An 18,325-nucleotide genomic window follows, 5' to 3' on the forward strand; every position below is an offset into this window, starting at 1 on the left:
GCTGAACTCTTATTGAAATTTAGATCATGTGTTCGATCCTGCCTGGTCTGAAACTGTGAGATGCCTGGCAAAAAGATCATTTTTTATTCCGTTTAGCTGTGCGACCAGATTATGCCTGAAAATGTGATCCCTGCACGGTTGTAAATATAGTTCACCGTCTACGCTTTTTGAACATTGTAGATTTAAAAAATCATTTGTTCATTTTTCGGAGTGGCGATGACGAATCCAGACCCGTTACTGAATGTGCAGGCGATATCAAAACAGTTCTCCGGGGTAAGCGTGCTGAAGTCGATTGATTTCACGCTGCTTTCCGGCCAGGTGCATGCCCTGATGGGCGGTAACGGCGCGGGTAAGTCGACGCTGATGAAAATTGTCGCGGGCGTAGAAACCGCCGACAGCGGCGTGATACAGATTGAAGGGCAGCCGTTTACCCGGCTTTCCCCACAGCAGGCGCACGGTCTGGGGATCTATCTGGTGCCGCAGGAACCCATGCTATTTCCCAATCTCACCGTGCAGGAAAACATTCTGTTCCGCCTGCCGAATGATAAAAAGATTGCCCAGCTACTCTCAGAAAAGCTGGCCCAGCTTGATTGCCATCTCAATTTGCAGGCCTCCGCCAGTACGCTGGAAGTGGCGGATCAACAAATGGTGGAGATCCTGCGCGGCCTGATGCGCAACGCCAAAATTTTAATTCTTGATGAACCGACCGCTTCGCTGACACCAGGGGAAACCGATCGGTTATTTCGCCAGATCCGCGCGCTGCAATCCGCGGGCGTGGGGATCATTTTTATCTCCCATAAGCTGCCGGAAATTCGCGCCATCGCCAGCCATGTTTCGGTGATGCGCGACGGCGCGGTGGTGTTAAGCGGCGAAACCGCGCAGCTCGCCGACAGCGAACTCATCCACGCCATGACCCCGGTTAGCCGGGAGCGCAGCCTGAGCGATACCCAAAAGCTGTGGCTGGCGCTGCCGGGCAACCGGCGCACCCAGCCGCAGGATTTCCCGGTGCTGCGGGTAGAGGATCTGACCGGCGAGGGTTTTCTCGATCTCAGTTTTGAAGTGCGCGCCGGGGAGATTGTCGGGCTGGCGGGCCTGGTGGGGTCCGGGCGTACCGAACTGGCGGAGACCTTATACGGCCTGCGCCCGGTGCGCGGCGGGCGCGTCTGGCTGGAGAACCATGACATCACCCACACGCCAATCCGCGCGCGGCTGGATCGCGGGCTGGTCTATTTGCCGGAAGATCGCCAGGTCTCCGGGCTGTTTCTTGATGCGCCCATCCGCTGGAACACCGTGGCGCTGAATGAACCGTCGCTGTGGCAGCAGCCAACGCGCGAAGACGCCGTGGTCGAGCGTTACCACCGGGCGCTGGGCATCAAACTTAACCATCCGAACCAAATCGTGCGCACCCTCTCCGGCGGCAATCAGCAGAAAGTGCTGCTGGCGCGCTGTCTGGAAGCCAATCCGCTGCTGTTGATTATTGATGAACCGACCCGCGGCGTGGACGTCTCCGCCCGCGCCGATATCTATCAACTGATCAAAAGCGTGGCGGCGCAAAACGTGGCGGTGCTGATGATCTCGTCTGACGTGGACGAATTCCCCGGGCTGGCGGACCGGGTGCTGGTCATGCACCAGGGGGAACTCAGCGGGGAACTGGCGCGCGACGCCATTTCGCCTGACCGGATGATGAAACTGGCCTTTGGAGGACAACGTCCGTGAAGATGCTGCTGCGTAACCGTGAACTGACCGCGTTTCTGGCCATTGTGGCGCTGTTCGGCGTGCTGGTGGGCCTTAATCACAGCTATTTCAGCGCCCAGACGCTGGCGATGATTTTTTCCAGCTCGCAGATTTTGATCCTGCTGGCGATGGGTGCGGCGATGGTGATGCTGACGCGCAATATTGACGTATCGGTGGGTTCGACGGTGGGCCTGTGCGCCATTGCCGTCGGCGTGGCGTTAAACCAGGGCTACAGCCTGCCGCTGGCAATGGGCTTCGCGTTTGCCATCGGCGCGCTGTGCGGTTTTTTCAACGGCGTGCTGGTGGTGTGGCTGCGCATCCCGGCGATTGTCGCCACCCTTGGCACGCTCGGTTTATATCGCGGCGCAATGCTGCTGTGGACCGACGGCAAATGGATCGAAGGCTTGCCGCAAAGCCTGAAAGCGCTGTCGGAACCGGTATTCATCGGGATTTCGCCCTTCGGTTTCGCGGTACTGGGACTCGTGGCGCTGGGCAGCATCATCCTGGCGCGCACCGCCTTTGGCCGCGACTTCTACGCGGTGGGCGATAACCTCGCCGCCGCGCGCAAGCTGGGCGTGGCGGTGGATCGCACCCGGCTGCTGGCCTTTACCTTTAACGGCCTGCTGGCGGCGCTGGGCGGCATTCTGTTCGCCTCGCAAATCGGCTTTGTGCCTAATCAGACCGGCAGCGGGCTGGAGATGAAAGCCATCGCCGCCTGCGTGTTGGGCGGTATCTCTCTGCTCGGCGGCACCGGCACGCTGATTGGCGCGTTCCTCGGCGCGTTCTTTTTAACCCAAATCGATACCGTGCTGGTGCTGTTCAAACTGCCCGCCTGGTGGAATGACTTTATCGCCGGGCTGGTGCTGCTGGGCGTGTTGGTGCTCGACGGGCGGCTGCGCCAGGCGTTGACCCGCCACCAGCGGGCGCTGAAATACAGCCGCTTTGTGCCGGGGGCGTCAGGGCGGAAAAACGTCGCGCCCTTTCCCGGTCGCAAAAACAAAAAAGAGGTGGCGTAAATGAAAGTGAACTGGGAAATGGCGCTGCTGGCGTTGCTGGTACTGGAAATCCTGCTGTTCGGCGCGCTGAACCCGCGCATGCTGGATATCAATATGCTGCTGTTCAGCACCAGCGATTTTATCTGTATCGGCATCGTGGCGCTGCCGCTGACGCTGGTGATCATCAGCGGCGGGATCGATATTTCTCTCGGCTCAACCATCGGGCTGTGCGCCATCGCGCTGGGGGTGCTGATGCAGTCCGGCGTGCCGATGAGCGTGGCGATTGTCTTAACCCTGGCGCTCGGCCTGGCCTGCGGATTGTTGAACGCGGCGCTGATCCACTACACCGGCATCAGCCCGTTAGTGATCACCCTCGGCACGCTTTACCTCTACGGCGGCGGCGCGCTGCTGCTTTCCGGGATGGCGGGCGCGACCGGTTATGAAGGCATCGGCGGCTTCCCGGACAGCTTCACCGCTTTTGCCAACGCCACGCTGCTCGGTCTGCCGGTGCCATTGGTGATGTTTTTGGTCATCACGCTGTTTTTCTGGGTGCTGGCGCACCGGGCGCGCTTTGGCCGCCACCTGTTTTTGCTGGGGCAAAACGCCCGCGCCGCCCGTTACGCGGCGTTGCCGGTTAACGGCATGCTGTACGGCGTTTACGGGCTGGTGGGGCTAGCGTCGGCCATCGCGGCGGTGGTGCTGGTTTCATATTTTGGTTCGGCCCGTTCGGATTTGGGGCGCGATTTGCTGATGCCCGCGCTGACGGCGGCGGTGCTGGGCGGCGCCAACATTTACGGCGGTTCAGGTTCTGTAGTGGGTACGGCGCTGGCGGCGTTGCTGGTGGGGTATTTGCAGCAGGGGTTACAGATGGTCGGGATACCCAATCAGGTATCGAGCGCGTTGTCCGGTGCGTTGTTGATTGTGGTGGTGATTGGTCGTTCGGTGAGTTTGCATCGCGAAACCCTGCGTGCGGCATGGCGCCGCGTTCAGATTCGCCGCGGTGCCATAAAACAATCAGGAGCTTAAGATGAATACAGCAAAACGTGTGCTGCAATGTAGTGCTCTGGCACTGGCCTTGAGCGTCGTGACTGCCCAGGCGGCGGATCGCATCGCCTTTATTCCCAAGCTGGTAGGCGTCGGGTTCTTTACCAGCGGCGGCAACGGGGCCAAAGAGGCGGGCAAAGCATTGGGCGCGGACGTCACCTATGACGGGCCGACGGAGCCAAGCGTGTCGGGCCAGGTGCAGTTGATCAACAACTTCGTTAACCAGGGGTATAACGCGATTATCGTATCGGCGGTCTCCCCCGACGGCCTGTGCCCTGCCCTGAAACGCGCCATGCAGCGCGGCGTAAAAGTGCTGACCTGGGACTCGGACACCAAACCGGAATGCCGCAGCATCTACATCAACCAGGGGACGCCGGAACAACTGGGCGGCATGCTGGTAGAAATGGCATCAAAGCAGGTGACCAAACCGAATGCCAAAGTCGCGTTTTTCTACTCCAGCCCCACCGTCACCGACCAGAACCAGTGGGTGAAAGAGGCCAAAGCCAAAATCGCCAAAGATCATCCGCAGTGGGAAATCGTCACCACTCAGTTCGGCTATAACGACGCCACCAAATCTCTGCAAACTGCGGAAGGGATCTTAAAAGCTTACCCGGATCTGGACGCGATCATCGCGCCGGACGCCAACGCGCTGCCGGCGGCGGCCCAGGCGGCGGAAAACCTTAAGCGTACCGGCGTGGCGATTGTCGGGTTCAGTACCCCGAACGTGATGCGCCCGTACGTAGAGCGCGGCACGGTGAAAGCCTTCGGCCTGTGGGACGTGGTGCAGCAGGGCAAAATTGCCGTCAACGTGGCGGATACCCTGCTGAAGAAAGGCGATCTTAACGTCGGCGACAGCGTAGAAGTGAAAGATATCGGCACCCTGAAAGTGGAGCCGAACAAGGTACAGGGTTACGACTACGAAGCCAAAGGCAACGGCATCGTGCTGCTGCCGGAGCGCGTGGTGTTCACCAAAGACAACATCAACAATTACGATTTCTGACGGGGGGAGACAATGGCTGATTTAGACGACATCAAGGACGGCAAAGATTTTGGTATTGGGCAACCCCAGAAAAACACGCTGTTTGCCCTGAAAGGCTGCGGGGCGCTGGACTGGGGGATGCAGTCGCGGCTGGCGCGCATCTTCAACCCCGCCACCAACCGCACGGTCATGCTGGCGTTCGACCACGGCTATTTCCAGGGCCCCACCACCGGGCTGGAGCGTATCGATCTGTCCATCGCGCCGCTGTATCAGGAAACCGACGTGCTGATGTGCACCCGCGGCATTCTGCGCAGCCAGGTGCCGCCCGCCACCAATAAGCCGGTGGTGCTGCGCGCCTCCGGCGGTAACTCGATTCTGGCGGAGCTGTCGAACGAGTGCGTGGCGGTGGCGATGGAAGACGCCCTGCGGCTCAACGCCTGTGCGGTGGCGGCGCAGATTTACATCGGCTCTGAGTACGAACACCAGTCGATTAACAACATCATCAAGCTGGTGGATGAAGGGACCCGCTACGGCATCCCGACGCTGGCGGTAACCGGCGTGGGGAAAGAGATGGCGCGCGACGCCCGCTACTTCTCGCTGGCCAGCCGCATCGCCGCCGAGATTGGCGCGCAGTTCGTTAAAACCTATTACGTCGAACAAGGCTTTGAGAAAGTCACCGCCAGTTGCCCGGTGCCGATTGTGATCGCGGGCGGCAAAAAGCTCCCGGAACAGGATGCGCTGGAGATGTGCTGGCGGGCCATCGACCAGGGGGCCAGCGGCGTGGACATGGGGCGCAACATTTTTCAGTCCGAAGCCCCGCTCGCCATGCTGAAAGCGGTGAAAAAAGTGGTGCATGAGAATATGTCGGCGCGCGAAGCGTTTCAATACTGGCAGGAAGAGAAAGCACACGGAGGAAAGGCATGAATGTGACGCTGGTTGAGATCAACATCAAACCGGACCGGGTAGATGAGTTTTTAACGGTGTTCCGCGCCAACCACGAGGGCGCGATCGCCGAACCCGGCAACCTGCGTTTTGACGTATTGCAGGACCCAAAAGTAAAGACGCGGTTTTACATCTACGAAGCTTATCAGGACGATGACGCGGTGCTGGCTCATAAGGAGACGCCGCACTACAAAGCCTGCGTGGAAGCGCTGGATTCGATGATGTCGGAGCCCAGGAAAAAGCGCAGTTTTATCGGATTGCTGCCGGAGGTGAAGTAAGGCCATACCAGGCCCATGGACGGGCAAGCTCACTGGCACGGTCTCGCGATATGTCGAAAAAACGGGATTTTTTAAACATATCGCCGCAACATGTTTATCGCATCGACAGGTTCCGGCCATATGTCGATAAAACGCGTTTTTTTTAAACATGTCGTCGTGACATGTTTATGGCATCGACATATTATGACCATATGTCGATAAAAACGGTTTTTTTAAACATATGAGCTGGCACCCGGAAACGCCCTATAACGCCCTGCCCCTGCTTCCGCCCGATCTGGAGCAGATTGAAACGCGCAATGTACTGAAAGCCTGCATCAGCGCGCGGGCGGCCATCGCCGAACTAAAAACTGCCGGTGAGCTTATCCCCGATCAGGGTTTATTGATCAATATTCTTCCGATGCTGGAAGCGAAAGACTCGTCGCGCATTGAAAACATCGTCACCACCAGCGATCGGCTGTTTCAGTATGCCGATCGCGAGGAGGGCGCAGATCCCGCCACCAAAGAAGCGCTGCGCTATCGCACCGCGCTTTATGATGGCTATACCCACCTGAATCACTATCCGCTCTGCACCAACACAGCGGTGGCTATCTGCACCAACTTACGCGCCGTACAAACCGATATCCGAAAAACGCCGGGAACGGTATTGCGCGACCACAATAATAACGTGGTGTACACACCGCCAGTGGGTGAAGAGGCTATTCGGAACTTACTGGCGAACTGGGAGCGGTTTATTCACGGTGATGACGATGTCGATCCGCTGGTAAAAATGGCCATCGCGCACTATCAGTTCGAGTGTATTCATCCCTTCCCCGACGGCAACGGGCGAACGGGCCGCATTCTAAATATCCTTTACCTGATTCAGACGGGTTTGCTTTCGTTGCCCATTCTGTATTTATCCCGCTTTATCCTGGAGAGACGTGATGATTACTACACCCTGCTGCGCAGGGTGACAGAACAGGGGGAATGGGAAGCGTGGATACTGTTTATGCTCGAGGCGGTGGAGAATACGTCCCGATGGACTACCGATAAAATATCGGTGGTTCGGGAGCTGATAGTAAACACCACTGACTACGTGCGTGAAAAACTGCCGAAGATCTACACCCATGAACTTATCCAGGCGCTGTTTGCTCAGCCGTATTGCCGGATAGAAAACCTTGTGGAACGCGGTGTCGCCAAACGCCAGACGGCCTCCAACTACCTGAAACAGCTGGTGGAAATTGGCGTGCTGGAAGAGATGAACGCCGGGCGTGAAAAGCTGTATCTCAACACCAGGCTACTGCGGGAATTGAATCAATAAGGGGTTCACTGCCCGTGAACCCCTGATGCTTGCGGGCCTGGCTGTTAGAACGTTTCCCAGTTCTCGCCGCTGTCCGCCAGAGCGGGTTTACGGGTCGCCAGCGGCGCAGCCGGCGCTTTTGGCGGGGTTACGTCCTGTGAAATCTCCCGCGCGTCGGCGTTGATGCGGAATACCGATACCGCCTGAGTCAGGCGGCTGGCCTGTTCTTCCAGCGCGGCGGCTGCGGCAGCGGATTCCTGCACCAGCGAGGCGTTCTGCTGGGTCACGCGGTCCATCTCGGCAACCGCCAGACCCACCTGATCGATACCGCGGCTCTGCTCGTCAGACGCCGAGGCGATTTCGCCCATGATGTCGGTCACGCGGGTTACCGCATTAACAATCTCACCCATGGTTTCGCCCGCGCTTTCTACCAGCGTCGAGCCCACTTCCACTTTGCTGACCGAGTCTTCAATCAGGCCTTTGATCTCTTTCGCGGCCTGGGCGCTGCGGCTTGCCAGGTTGCGAACTTCACCGGCCACCACCGCAAAACCACGGCCCTGCTCACCTGCGCGGGCGGCTTCCACCGCGGCGTTCAGCGCCAGGATGTTGGTCTGGAAGGCGATACCGTCGATCACGCTGGTGATATCGGCAATTTTCTGCGAGCTACCGGCGATTTCGTGCATGGTCTGCACCACGTTGCTCACCACTTTACCGCCCTTCTGCGCGGTTTCCGAGGCGCTCAGCGCCAGCTGGCTGGCCTGACGGGCGTTCTCGGCGTTCTGTTTCACCGTTGCGGTCAGCTCTTCCATGCTGGCAGCGGTTTCTTCCAGCGAGGCCGCCTGCTGCTCGGTACGGGAAGAGAGATCGTTGTTGCCGATGGCGATTTCGCTCGCGCCGCTGTAAATCGCGTTGGCGCCGGTGCGCACATCGCCAACGGTTTTCGCCAGCTCATCCTGCATATGGCGCAGGCTGGCCGCCAGTTGGCCCATTTCGTTGGTGCCGTGAACGTCAATGCCGCGCACCAGATCGCCGTTAGCGATATGGCGGATATTCTCCAGCAGACGCTGTAGCGGGTGGATCAACGCTTTGTTGATGCCAATCCATACCACAATCATCACCACCAGCACGGTACCCAGCACGCCGATCAGGATCCACAGCGCCAGGTTATAGGAGTCGTTGCTGCCATCCACCGCCAACTGGTACAGACCGTCGTTCTCGGCCAGGTAGCTGTCGTAAGCTTTCTGCATCCCGTCCTGGTAGCTCTGGGTCGGCTGGTCAAAGAAGGCGTTGATTTTACCGGCACCCAGTAACTGGATCAGCTCCGCCAGCGCGTTATGGTAGATATCATAGGTGCGCTTCACTTCCTGAGCGGTTTGCTCGCTCTGGCGCGGGTCGCGTGGCTGAGACTCATAAGCCGCCCACTGCTCTTCCGCCTGCTTCAGCGAGGTTTGCGCAATCTGCATCAGCTGCGCCACGGTCGCGCCGCTGCCCATCTGGTTGGAATCCATCATGTAACGGATACCGGCGCGGTTCAGGGTGTTACGGGTCTGGATCAGCGCCACCCAGCTGGCGTTCAGCGTGGACTGCTGCTGACGGATGGTCTGAAGAACGGTGAAGTTTTCCTTGTCGTTTTTCAGCGCGTTAAAGAACAACCCGCCCGACGTTAACTGCAAGAGGCCAAAGAGCCCCAGTACGATAAGCAGGCTGGTGACGACTTTGATACGGTTGAGCATGGTGACTGTTTCCCGAGGCAAAATAAAAAGGGGTATCGGAAAATCCCCGGAAAACTTTATAGGGGAAATCCCTGGACTTACGTTTTTATTCGCTGAGCGGTGGCGGGCTTTCGTTTTCGCGTCAGGTCATCACGGCTCTTTTTCCTGCCGGCGGGTTTAGCCTATGATAGGCACTCTCTTTTGTGGCGGGAATAAACATGATTTGGTTGATGCTGGCTACCCTGGTGGTGGTGTTTGTGGTGGGTTTTCGGGTATTGACCTCCGATTCGCGTCGCGCGGTGCGGCGGCTTAGCGAACGTCTTAATATTCAGACGTTGCAGGTGGAGTCGATGATCGACCAGATGGGCAAGCAGGCCGGGCACGAGTTTATTCAGTATCTGGCGCGCCCCGATGAAGTGCATCTGCAAAACGCCGCCCAGTTGTTGCTGATCTATCAGGCATACATCGTCGACGGCAGCGAGCAAAACCTGCTGCGCTGGCACCGCATTCTGCAAAAAGGCCGGTTAAGCGCCCCGCTCACCGACGCGCAAATCCGCCTTGCCCTGCGCTTTTATCACGAGCTGGATTTGGATAACTACGAGCTTAACGCCTTCCAGTTGCGTTACAACGCGCTGTTCGTGCCGGACGGCACCGTGACTTACCTGCACTAACCCTCTCCACGCAGCGATGCGTATTTTGTTCAATACCCGCATGGCCTGACATGGCACGGTAACCCCTTCACTAACAGGAGGGGTTATGAGTGTTGTCTGGTCGATGATGGTGTTTGCGCTGGTGTCGTCGGTATCGCCGGGGCCGGTCAATCTGGTGGCGTTAAGCAGCGGCGTCAGTTTTGGCTGGCGGGCCAGCGTCCCGCACGTCACGGGGGCGACGGTGGGTTTTACCGCTTTACTGCTCGCCACCGGCTATGGGTTGTATGAGCTGTTGCTGTTATGGCCCGTGCTACAGAGCGCGATCCGCTTCGGCGGCATCGCGTTTTTACTGTGGATGGCCTGGCGGCTGGCGCGGGATAACGGCGAGATAAATAAACGCGAGGCGCAGCGCGCGCCGGGGGCGTTTAACGGTGCGCTGATGCAGTGGCTGAATCCGAAAGCCTGGCTGGCCTGCGTGGCGGGCATGGGGTTATTCGCCAGCGACGGCAATCACGCCACGCTGTGGCTGTTTGCCGGGATCTATTTCGTGGTGTGTTACTTGTCGATCCTGAGCTGGGCGCTGGCGGGCGCCTCGCTGAGCGGCTGGCTGCAACAGCCCGCCCGGACCCGGCTGTTTAACCGGGTACTGGCGGCGCTGCTACTGGGCTGCGCCGCCTGGCTGGCGCTCGCTTAAAGCAGATCGCGGTACTGCTTCGGCGTTACCGCCAGGTGCTGTTTGAACGCGCGCTGGAAATGCGCCTGATCGGCGAAGCCCACGTCCTGGGCGACATCCGCCAGCGGTGCGCCACGCTTTAACCGCTCGCGGGCAATATGCAGGCGGCGGTTCATTAACAGCGCGTGGGGCGTTGCGCCGTAATGCTGCTGGCATAAGCGGATCAGATGGCTAACTGACAGCCCGGCGGTCTGCGCCAGTTCCGCCAGGGTAAGCGGCGCGTGGTATTCATCGTTGATTTTCGCTTTTACTCTGGCGAGCAGCGCGGGCGCGGCATCGGGCTGGCGATCCTGCGGGCGCAGCCGCTGCTGGACCATCAGCATCAGGCGCGCTGCTTCGCACTCTTTTTCCAGCGCCTCCCGCCCGTCATCCACCACGATGTGATACAGCCGGTTCAGGCCATCGAAAATCGCGCTATCGCGTGTCCAGGTCTGGGTGAAATGGCAGGCGTCTTCGGCTTCTCTGCCGGTGAGTTCATTTAGCCAGCGGCTGTCAAAATAGAACATCCGGTAGGCCCAGGGCTGGTTTTGCAGCGGGTTGCAGGCGTGCAGATCGCCGGGATTCATCAGGACCACCGTGCCTTCGCTGACCTCGATACGCGTTTTCTCATTCAGGTAGCTGCTGGAGCCGCCAATAATAGCGCCGATAGAGAACGTTTCGTGGGTGTGCGGCGCGTAGCTCACCGTGCGCCCGTCTTTCACGTTACGCACCTCAAGCCATGGGAGCGCGTCGCTGCGCCAGAATTGTTGCCGGATAGGGTATCGCGCCATGATGCACCTCAGTAAGTGAGCATTAACTTTTAGCACAGCTTTGGCGCGCAAGACGATAAAAAAACGGCCCCTTAACAAGCGGGCCGGGGAACAAAATCAACCTAACACCATTTTGCCGATCATCAGCCCCATCGCCACCGAGACAATCACGTTCACCAGGCCGGGACGCATAAAGCTGTGGTTAAGCACATATTTACCGATGCGGGTGGTGCCGGTATCGTCGAAAGCCAGCGCCGCGAGGCACTGCCCGGCCACCGGGATAAAAAAGTAGCCGTTGACCGCAGGCCAGGAGCCAATCAGCGCATACGCCGGTAACCCCAACGCCAGCCCCAGCGGCAGCAGGATCAGGGTGGTTGCCGCCTGGCTGCTGACCATCGCCGAGACAAAGAACATCATGATGGCGATAAGCCAGGTATGCTCCTGCAACAGCACCTGCACTTCGGATTTGATCAGGTCGATATGGCTGCTGACGAAGGTTTCGCTCATCCACGCCAGGCCAAAGGCGCAGACAATAGCCAGCGCACCGGCGCGGAACACGCTACCGCTGAGGATGTGATCCACCGGCGGGCGGCACAGCAGCACAATCAGGCAGGCAAAGGAGAGCATCACAATCTGGATCGCCGCCGACATCGAGAGCGGTTGCAGCCCTTTGGCGGTTTCAACCAGCGGACGCAGGCCGGGCACCAGCCCCAGCAGCACAATCACCACCGCACCGGTCAGGAACAACAGCACCGAGAGTTTGGCGCGTGGTGCGATTTCAGCGCTGCGCTCCGCTTTGCCGATCGGCTTTAGCAGCCCTTCCGCCAGGCGGCGCTGGTATTCCGGATCGTCCTTCAGCTCCTTGCCTTTATTAAAGGTGGCGATCGCCCCCGCCGCCACGCCAATCAGCGTCGCCGGGACACAAATCATCATGATGGTGGAAATGGAGATGCCGAACGGGGCCATCAGGCCAATCATCGCCGCCATGGCCGCTGAAATCGGGCTGGCAGTAATCGCTTGCTGAGAGGCAATCACTGAAATCGACAGCGGCCGCTCCGGGCGAATGCCGGAATCCCGCGCCACTTCGGAGATCACCGGCAGCAGGCTGTATACCACATGCCCGGTACCGGACATAAAGGTGAAGATATAGCAAATAAACGGCGCCAGCAGCGTGATATAACGCGGATGGCGGCGCAGCATTTTTTCCGCCAGCCGGACCAATAAATCCAGCCCGCCGGATGCCTGCAATGACGATGCTGCTAATACCACGGAGAGAATAATTAAAATAACATCGATGGGCGGTGATGAGGGCGTCAGGCCAAAACCAAATACCAGAACGCCAACACCAAGGCCGCCAACCATACCTAAAAATACGCCGCCAATACGCGCGCCAAACATCAGGGCTACCAGGATAAAACACAATTCTGTCCAGAACATACTTACCCCCGGATAATGGAGTGAATTCCAGTTATGTTTTTATGTAATCGGTGAGATGCAATTAGCCGGAATACGGTTTACCAAAACCAAACGCGCCATAATGATGTAAGACCTGGCCCGCGGATTTCCCGCCTGCCGTCATGGCGCGAATAATATCGTCATGGTCCGGTTGGGGTTTACCGCATGTCAGAACGGACAGCATAAAGCCGGTTAAAAAGGCATCACCCGCGCCGAGGGTATCGACGGGTTGAATATAAACCGGCTGCCATTCGATGAGTTCATCTCCGGCATAGTAATACACTTTTTCATGCCCGCGCGTGGCGATAACCTGTTTACAGCCGTAATCGTAAAATTTATAAATCTTATTAATGGTCTCTTCGACCGATAACGCCCCGCAGGAAATAAAACCGTAATCCACCCACGGACAAACCTGTTTAAAATAATCGTCAGTACCACGCCCGGAAAAATCAAACGACAGGGTGACATTGCGTTGTTTAATTTTTTCTAATTCCGTTTCGAGAAATCCATTAATACTGGAATGCACCGCATCGAATTGCGCAATATAATCGAGATCGTCGTTGGATAATTGCAGCGGGTTTTCGCGTAATACGCCGTTTTTATTACTGGTGACAAATTCTCTGTCGCCATCCACCAGCCGGATACAGGCATAGCCGTTTTCCCCGACATAGTGGCGACAGCGCTGACTGTCGATGTTCAATTCCTGCAACGTATCCTGCACGTGCCGCGCGGCGGCGTCGTTGCCGAAAGCGCCGAGAAACGCGCTTTCACAGCCCGCCAGCCGGGCGTACACCGCGAAGTTCAGCGCGTTGCCGCCGGGGTACATCACGCCGGAATGAAGATATTTATCAACGACATTATCACCAATGCCAATCACCTTAATGTTCATCATTATTCCTTGTTGATAGCGATAAATCGGGCGTCCCTGCCCCTTGCGTCAAATCCTGGCGTGATTAATATTCGACCTTCCACATGTAGCGGCGGGTCGTTAACGGATGCTGGCGGATCTCAGCCAGCGCACGGTTATAAACCGGATAAACGTTATTGAACAACGAATGGTTGAAGTAATCGATCACCGTCGGCTTGATGGTGGAGAGACCCAGCTCTTTGGCGTCCACTACTTCGATGCGGCGGCCATATTTTTTCAGGAAGTTCAGGGCGCGCTCGTCCACTGCGCGAGTGCTGCCTTCAGAGAACTGGAAGAAGAACGGCGTGTTGGCATCGGTGATTTCAAACGGGCCGTGGAAGAATTCGCCGCTGTGGATGCAGGCAGAGTGGATCCACTGCATTTCCATAAAGATGCAGATGCTCTGCAAATAGGCCGCGCCGTAACCCGCACCGCTCGCCATGGTGTAGATGACTTTGTCGTCTTTGTATTCCTGGGCAAACGCCTGGGCGCGGTTCTGCAAATGATCCCACGCGCGGTACACGATACGGTTGATTTTGCTCAGTCCGTCCTGGAAATCCTCGTAATGGGCATAACCTTCGGTCTGGTTAAGAATTTCTACCGCGGTAATCAGACCTTTGAGGGTTTTCTCTTCGGCGATATCTTTGCCGTCGCCAAAGCTGTAGGTTTCGACGAAGTCACAATGCGCCACCAGCGGGGAGTCGGTCACCCAGGTCAGGCCGATAACCGGCACGCCGCGGCTCTGGGCCAGCTCTGCCGCTTTAATGGTTTCCGGGGTGTTGCCTTTATGGGACGCCACCACCACCACCGCGTTGTCGCCCAGCGCCACCGGCGGGTTGTTGATAAACTCGCCGCTGTTGTACAACCCGACAGTGACTTTAGTGGCTTCTTTTTCCAGGAAGGCTTTCGCCGGGTAAAACGCCGCATACGAGCCGCCGCAGGCGACGTAATAGACGTGGGTGATCCCGCCTTTCTCTGCTTTGTTGTCCACAATGCCGCTAATGATTTCTTTAATACTCATCACTTTTCCCCTTGGGTCGTTTCTGACGTTAACCGCGTAACAGCCGCGCGCCAATCAATGTATCTAAATGTATTGTTCAAGATATATAACATTGGAATACATTTCGATCAACGTGTGCTCATGCAAAAAAATCGGGATCCGCGATGCGGATCCCGATTTACGCTGAAACAGAGCAACGATCAACGGCAAAAAATGGGGGTCAGACGGTAAAACGCAGTTTGTCGCCGACGATCAGTTGGTGAGAAATGCAGGACATTTCACCTTTGTTATCAATCATCTCGCTTTTAATCGAGATCAGCGGATAACGGTTAGCGACGCCGAGATAGTGGGCCACCTCAAAACTGGCGTACACCAGTTCAATGGTTTTGCTGGAGTGGGTAAACCACAGGCCATGCTTGTCGCGCAGGGTGTCGTACAGAGAATGGCTGTTGAGATCTTCATTCAGCAGCGCGGCAAACTGCGGGGGGAACCAGACCGTTTCCAGCGATACCGGCACGTCGTCGGCATAGCGGATACGCTCAATCACCACCGCTTTTTCCCCATCGGGGATGTTCAGTTTGGCGCGGGTGTCCTCATCGCAGGCCTCAAACACCGACTTGATGGTGCGCGAACCCGGGCGGCGACCCTGGGAGCGGCACAGCTCACTGAAGCTCATGATGCCGGTCATACTGCGCTGAAACTTCTCGCCGGACACGAATGTCCCTTTACCCGATACCCGGGTAAGAAAGTTTTCCCGGGTCAGCGCATCCAGCGCCTTTCGCACCGTGACGCGGCTCACCTGCCAGCTGGCGCTGAGATCGTTTTCGGTTGGGATCTGCTGCCCCGGCTGGTATTCGCCGCTTAAAATCGCCTCTTTCAGGGCTTCTTCAAGCTGCTTATACAGCGGTTTGGCACTTGAGGTATCCGGCAGATTCACGTTATGTATCCTTTTGTATTGTCATAAGGCAGACAGCGCATGGTTTACAATATACAACAATTTGCTTATGGCTACACTGTAGCTGAGGGTTAGTCAGCAAGGAGAAAGACAGGATGCAATGGAATTCCGCTTTTTGGGCCCGCCACGCCAGCTCGCTTTTTTTCCCGATGGCGCTCATTTTGTACGATTTCGCCGCTTATCTCACCACCGATATGATCCAGCCGGGGATTATTCATGTGGTGCGGGAATTTAACGCCGACGTCAGCCTGGCTCCGGCGTCCATCAGCCTGTATATGGCGGGCGGCATGGCGTTACAGTGGCTACTCGGCCCGCTGTCGGACCGGATTGGCCGCCGCCCGGTGCTGCTTACCGGCGCGCTGATTTTTACCCTCGCCTGCGCCGCCACGCTGTTCACCACGTCGATGGAACAGTTTCTCGCGGCGCGCTTTATTCAGGGAACCAGTATCTGCTTTATCGCCACCGTGGGCTATGTGACGGTGCAGGAAGCCTATGGGCAGACCAAATCCATCAAGCTGATGGCGATCATTACTTCCGTGGTGCTGGTGGCGCCGGTGGTCGGCCCGCTGTCCGGCGCGGCGCTGATGCAGTTCGTTCACTGGAAAGTGCTGTTTGCCATTATTGCGGCGATGGGGTTTATCGCCTGGCTGGGCCTGCTGTTCACCATGCCGGAGACCATTAAAGCGCGCGGCGCGCCGTTTCGCGTGACAAGCGTGTGGCAGGATTTTACCCGCGTGTTTCGCAACCGTATCTTCCTGACCGGCGCGGCCACGCTGTCGCTTAGCTACATCCCGCTAATGACCTGGGTGGCGGTGTCGCCGGTTATTCTCATTGACGACGGCGGGCTAAGCACCTCGCAGTACGCCTGGACTCAGGTGCCCATTTTCGGCGCGGTGATCGTCGCCAATATGCTGGTGGTGAAATTTATTAAAGACCCCACCACGCCGCGCTTTATCTGGAGCGCCATCCCGATCCAGCTCACCGGGTTGGGGCTGATGATCGCTGGCAATCTCCTGGCCCCGCACGTCTGGCTGTGGTCGGTACTCGGCACCAGTTTCTATGCTTTTGGGATTGGGTTGATTTTCCCCACGCTGTACCGCTTTACGCTGTTTTCCAACGACTTGCCGAAAGGTACGGTCTCCGCGTCGCTGAATATTGTGGTGCTGAGCACCTGTGCGGCAGCCGTTGAAGCGGCACGCTGGATTTACTTCCACACGGGTGGACGGCTGCCGTTTCATCTGCTTTCGGTGGCGGCGGGCGTGATTGTGGTGTACTTCCTGGCGGGGCTGTTAAAACGGGTGCGCGAACGGGAAACCGCGCTGGCGTAGCGCGGGTTTCAGAATCATCCCCCGCGACTTTAGTGCAGACTTTCTACACTGTAGCCAGGAGGAAAATTCATGAAACTGCTGCCATCACTCTTCTCAAGCCCCGAAAAACTGTTACAGGTGATCAGCCACGGCGACGTCCAGGACGCCATCGACGACGGTGAACGCATTATTATCGACGGCGACGGCAATGCCATGGTGAATATTCATTGCGTCCAGGTGCAACAGGACTTTCAACGCCACGTTGAAATGCTGAAGCGGGCCTGAGATGGGAACCGCGATCTTTATGGTGCTGATGGTGTGCGGCTACTGGTACGCCAGCCGCGACCTCTCCACGCGCCTGAAATACAAACGCACCTTCGGCTGGGATGTCTACTTTTTGGTGGCGCTGTACGGCTGCATTTTCGTGTTGCAGGGGCTGATCGCCACCGCCGCCGTCTGGCTGATCCTGCTGATAACCTCGCTGGTGATGAACGAACTGCCGCAGTATTTCGGCCCGGAAGCGCACCGCTATCAGATGGAGTTTATTAACTGGAGCTTTCTCGGCATCCAGGCACCGGTGGTGATCATGCTGGGCTTTGCGGTGCTGTTTTGCCTGTATCGTTCCAACTGGGCGCGCAGCGCCCGGCTCGACAGCGGCGGCCGCCGCTCACTTTACAAACAACTGACCCGCGCCAACGGGCTGGAAGGTTTGCTATATCAGTGCATGGAAGAAGGCGAACTGGCGTTTGTGATGCTTAAATCGCAGCGCGTGTACGTCGGGATGGTACATACCGCGACATTCGATAGCAGCAGTCCGGGCAATAATATCGTGCTGATCCCGTTTCTGAGCGGCTACCGCTCGCGGGAAAGCGGGCAGTTTGTGGTGGAGCACAACTACAGCGCCTGGTACGCGGAGCACGAGATCACGCTGACCACGGAGCCAAAATCCGCCCTGTCGTTTCGTAAAGTGATCCTGCTTGAGCAGATTGAAAGCCTGTCGCTGTTCGATCCGGTGAGCGCGATGGGCCTGGAGCGGCGTTAAAAAGCCCACCGCAGTGGGCTTGATCGATTAGCGAACCACCAGCACCGAGCATTTGGCGTGCCGCACCACCGCCGCGGCATTGGAGCCCAACAGATAGGTGCTCATGCTGGGCCGGTGCGAAGCGAGGATAATCAGATCGGCATTGATCTGATCCGCCACCCGCAGGATGTGATCCTTCGGCGCGCCGCTATACACATGGGTTTTAACCCGGCCCTCCGGCAGTTTGAACTGAGTGACAAGCTCATTGAGCGTTTCCAGCGCGTTGGCTTCCCGCTGCGAGCGTTCCGGCGCGATGGTGGTGTATTCCAGACCATAAGCGGCAAAATAGCTATGGTCCGGGATCACGGCCAGAAAATGGATCATCGCAACCTCCCGCCCGGCGTACTCCTGCACATGGGGAATAACCTGCGTCGTCAGCTGCATCTCAGAGATATCGATGGGTACTAAGATCGTTCTGGACATACAACCTCCTTTTGCGTGCTATGTGAAACCCCACGATTATTATGGTCAAAATTTAACCGGTTGGGTGTGATGGGGGTAGGGGTTTGGGTAAAGCCTCGCAAGATA

At 57.5% G+C, this 18,325-nt stretch carries 19 protein-coding genes; 12 read left to right on the top strand and 7 right to left on the bottom strand.

Translation table 11 applies throughout. The features are described 5' to 3' along the window. The first annotated feature begins 216 nt into the window (after nt 1–216). The 7 genes from lsrA to fic all read left to right on the top strand — a co-directional run bounded on the left by lsrA (nt 217) and on the right by fic (nt 7,269). Complete coding sequence (lsrA, locus tag FHW74_RS10240) at nt 217–1,716, top strand: autoinducer 2 ABC transporter ATP-binding protein LsrA (RefSeq protein WP_183170333.1); 1,500 nt, start codon at nt 217–219, stop codon at nt 1,714–1,716. Beyond that, a complete protein-coding gene (gene lsrC / locus FHW74_RS10245) occupies nt 1,713–2,750 on the top strand; it encodes an autoinducer 2 ABC transporter permease LsrC (protein WP_183170334.1) in 1,038 nt (345 codons plus the stop codon). Before lsrA ends, lsrC begins: the two co-directional genes overlap by 4 nt. Continuing rightward, nucleotides 2,751–3,755 carry an autoinducer 2 ABC transporter permease LsrD gene (gene lsrD / locus FHW74_RS10250; RefSeq protein ID WP_183170335.1) on the top strand — a complete coding sequence of 335 codons (1,005 nt, stop codon included), beginning with the start codon at nt 2,751–2,753 and terminating at the stop codon, nt 3,753–3,755. A 1-nt stretch (nt 3,756) separates the two neighbouring features. Next, nucleotides 3,757–4,773, top strand: a complete 1,017-nt coding sequence (gene lsrB, locus FHW74_RS10255) for an autoinducer 2 ABC transporter substrate-binding protein LsrB (RefSeq protein WP_183170336.1) — start codon at nt 3,757–3,759, stop codon at nt 4,771–4,773. A gap of 12 nt (nt 4,774–4,785) precedes the next feature. After that, nucleotides 4,786–5,676, top strand: coding sequence for a 3-hydroxy-5-phosphonooxypentane-2,4-dione thiolase (gene lsrF, locus FHW74_RS10260; protein WP_183170337.1), 891 nt, complete (start codon nt 4,786–4,788; stop codon nt 5,674–5,676). Continuing rightward, nucleotides 5,673–5,972 carry a (4S)-4-hydroxy-5-phosphonooxypentane-2,3-dione isomerase gene (gene lsrG / locus FHW74_RS10265; RefSeq protein ID WP_125293081.1) on the top strand — a complete coding sequence of 100 codons (300 nt, stop codon included), beginning with the start codon at nt 5,673–5,675 and terminating at the stop codon, nt 5,970–5,972. The genes lsrF and lsrG overlap by 4 nt, the downstream gene beginning before the upstream one ends. A gap of 220 nt (nt 5,973–6,192) precedes the next feature. After that, the gene (fic, locus tag FHW74_RS10270) at nt 6,193–7,269 is read left to right on the top strand and encodes a protein adenylyltransferase Fic (protein WP_183170338.1); all 1,077 of its coding nucleotides are present in this window, start codon (nt 6,193–6,195) and stop codon (nt 7,267–7,269) included. Nucleotides 7,270–7,313: 44 nt separating this feature from the next. Here the strand turns inward: fic and tsr are convergent, their stop codons facing one another. After that, nucleotides 7,314–8,981, bottom strand: a complete 1,668-nt coding sequence (gene tsr, locus FHW74_RS10275; protein WP_183170339.1) for a methyl-accepting chemotaxis protein — start codon at nt 8,979–8,981, stop codon at nt 7,314–7,316. Between the two features lie 197 nt (nt 8,982–9,178). Here tsr and FHW74_RS10280 point away from each other — a divergent pair, with 197 nt between their 5' ends. Together FHW74_RS10280 and FHW74_RS10285 are read left to right on the top strand one after the other, a co-directional pair. After that, the gene (locus FHW74_RS10280) at nt 9,179–9,631 is read left to right on the top strand and encodes a DUF1198 family protein (protein ID WP_125293078.1); all 453 of its coding nucleotides are present in this window, start codon (nt 9,179–9,181) and stop codon (nt 9,629–9,631) included. Nucleotides 9,632–9,716: 85 nt separating this feature from the next. Then, nucleotides 9,717–10,304, top strand: a complete 588-nt coding sequence (locus FHW74_RS10285) for a LysE family translocator (protein ID WP_183170340.1) — start codon at nt 9,717–9,719, stop codon at nt 10,302–10,304. Here the strand turns inward: FHW74_RS10285 and FHW74_RS10290 are convergent. From FHW74_RS10290 to FHW74_RS10310, 5 genes are all read right to left on the bottom strand, one after another. Beyond that, nucleotides 10,301–11,113 carry an AraC family transcriptional regulator gene (locus FHW74_RS10290; RefSeq protein ID WP_221192296.1) on the bottom strand — a complete coding sequence of 271 codons (813 nt, stop codon included), beginning with the start codon at nt 11,111–11,113 and terminating at the stop codon, nt 10,301–10,303. The genes FHW74_RS10285 and FHW74_RS10290 overlap by 4 nt on opposite strands. Before the next feature lie 96 nt (nt 11,114–11,209). Further along, entirely contained in the window at nt 11,210–12,529 is a 1,320-nt protein-coding gene (locus FHW74_RS10295; RefSeq protein ID WP_183170341.1) for an anaerobic C4-dicarboxylate transporter family protein, read from the bottom strand. A gap of 61 nt (nt 12,530–12,590) precedes the next feature. Further along, complete coding sequence (locus tag FHW74_RS10300) at nt 12,591–13,436, bottom strand: fructoselysine 6-kinase (RefSeq protein WP_183170342.1); 846 nt, start codon at nt 13,434–13,436, stop codon at nt 12,591–12,593. 64 nt (nt 13,437–13,500) lie between these two features. Further along, nucleotides 13,501–14,478, bottom strand: a complete 978-nt coding sequence (fraB, locus tag FHW74_RS10305; RefSeq protein WP_183170343.1) for a 6-phosphofructose-aspartate deglycase — start codon at nt 14,476–14,478, stop codon at nt 13,501–13,503. Nucleotides 14,479–14,674: 196 nt separating this feature from the next. After that, nucleotides 14,675–15,391: a GntR family transcriptional regulator gene (locus tag FHW74_RS10310; protein ID WP_042998668.1), complete on the bottom strand. Its 717-nt coding sequence runs from the start codon at nt 15,389–15,391 to the stop codon at nt 14,675–14,677. Nucleotides 15,392–15,504: 113 nt separating this feature from the next. Here FHW74_RS10310 and mdtM point away from each other — a divergent pair, with 113 nt between their 5' ends. The 3 genes from mdtM to FHW74_RS10325 all read left to right on the top strand — a co-directional run bounded on the left by mdtM (nt 15,505) and on the right by FHW74_RS10325 (nt 17,758). Continuing rightward, entirely contained in the window at nt 15,505–16,737 is a 1,233-nt protein-coding gene (mdtM, locus tag FHW74_RS10315) for a multidrug efflux MFS transporter MdtM (RefSeq protein WP_183170344.1), read from the top strand. A gap of 69 nt (nt 16,738–16,806) precedes the next feature. After that, nucleotides 16,807–17,001, top strand: coding sequence for a hypothetical protein (locus FHW74_RS10320; protein WP_125293070.1), 195 nt, complete (start codon nt 16,807–16,809; stop codon nt 16,999–17,001). A 1-nt stretch (nt 17,002) separates the two neighbouring features. Beyond that, nucleotides 17,003–17,758 carry a hypothetical protein gene (locus FHW74_RS10325; RefSeq protein ID WP_183170345.1) on the top strand — a complete coding sequence of 252 codons (756 nt, stop codon included), beginning with the start codon at nt 17,003–17,005 and terminating at the stop codon, nt 17,756–17,758. 27 nt (nt 17,759–17,785) lie between these two features. Here FHW74_RS10325 and uspF read toward each other — a convergent pair whose 3' ends face one another. Further along, nucleotides 17,786–18,220: a universal stress protein UspF gene (uspF, locus tag FHW74_RS10330; RefSeq protein ID WP_183170346.1), complete on the bottom strand. Its 435-nt coding sequence runs from the start codon at nt 18,218–18,220 to the stop codon at nt 17,786–17,788. Nucleotides 18,221–18,325 lie beyond the last annotated feature (105 nt).

It is taken from the genome of Atlantibacter sp. RC6 (assembly GCF_014193285.1).
Classification (GTDB): Bacteria; Pseudomonadota; Gammaproteobacteria; order Enterobacterales; family Enterobacteriaceae; genus Atlantibacter.

What these genes read in the sequence shown, in the direction of transcription:
- lsrA (WP_183170333.1), top strand. Translation starts at nt 217, where the DNA reads ATGACGAATCCAGACCCGTTACTGAATGTGCAGGCGATATCAAAACAG.
- lsrD (WP_183170335.1), top strand. Translation starts at nt 2,751, where the DNA reads ATGAAAGTGAACTGGGAAATGGCGCTGCTGGCGTTGCTGGTACTGGAA.
- lsrB (WP_183170336.1), top strand. Translation starts at nt 3,757, where the DNA reads ATGAATACAGCAAAACGTGTGCTGCAATGTAGTGCTCTGGCACTGGCC.
- lsrF (WP_183170337.1), top strand. Translation starts at nt 4,786, where the DNA reads ATGGCTGATTTAGACGACATCAAGGACGGCAAAGATTTTGGTATTGGG.
- lsrG (WP_125293081.1), top strand. Translation starts at nt 5,673, where the DNA reads ATGAATGTGACGCTGGTTGAGATCAACATCAAACCGGACCGGGTAGAT.
- fic (WP_183170338.1), top strand. Translation starts at nt 6,193, where the DNA reads ATGAGCTGGCACCCGGAAACGCCCTATAACGCCCTGCCCCTGCTTCCG.
- tsr (WP_183170339.1), bottom strand. Translation starts at nt 8,981, where the DNA reads ATGCTCAACCGTATCAAAGTCGTCACCAGCCTGCTTATCGTACTGGGG.
- FHW74_RS10280 (WP_125293078.1), top strand. Translation starts at nt 9,179, where the DNA reads ATGATTTGGTTGATGCTGGCTACCCTGGTGGTGGTGTTTGTGGTGGGT.
- FHW74_RS10285 (WP_183170340.1), top strand. Translation starts at nt 9,717, where the DNA reads ATGAGTGTTGTCTGGTCGATGATGGTGTTTGCGCTGGTGTCGTCGGTA.
- FHW74_RS10290 (WP_221192296.1), bottom strand. Translation starts at nt 11,113, where the DNA reads ATGGCGCGATACCCTATCCGGCAACAATTCTGGCGCAGCGACGCGCTC.
- FHW74_RS10295 (WP_183170341.1), bottom strand. Translation starts at nt 12,529, where the DNA reads ATGTTCTGGACAGAATTGTGTTTTATCCTGGTAGCCCTGATGTTTGGC.
- FHW74_RS10300 (WP_183170342.1), bottom strand. Translation starts at nt 13,436, where the DNA reads ATGAACATTAAGGTGATTGGCATTGGTGATAATGTCGTTGATAAATAT.
- mdtM (WP_183170344.1), top strand. Translation starts at nt 15,505, where the DNA reads ATGCAATGGAATTCCGCTTTTTGGGCCCGCCACGCCAGCTCGCTTTTT.
- FHW74_RS10320 (WP_125293070.1), top strand. Translation starts at nt 16,807, where the DNA reads ATGAAACTGCTGCCATCACTCTTCTCAAGCCCCGAAAAACTGTTACAG.
- FHW74_RS10325 (WP_183170345.1), top strand. Translation starts at nt 17,003, where the DNA reads ATGGGAACCGCGATCTTTATGGTGCTGATGGTGTGCGGCTACTGGTAC.
- uspF (WP_183170346.1), bottom strand. Translation starts at nt 18,220, where the DNA reads ATGTCCAGAACGATCTTAGTACCCATCGATATCTCTGAGATGCAGCTG.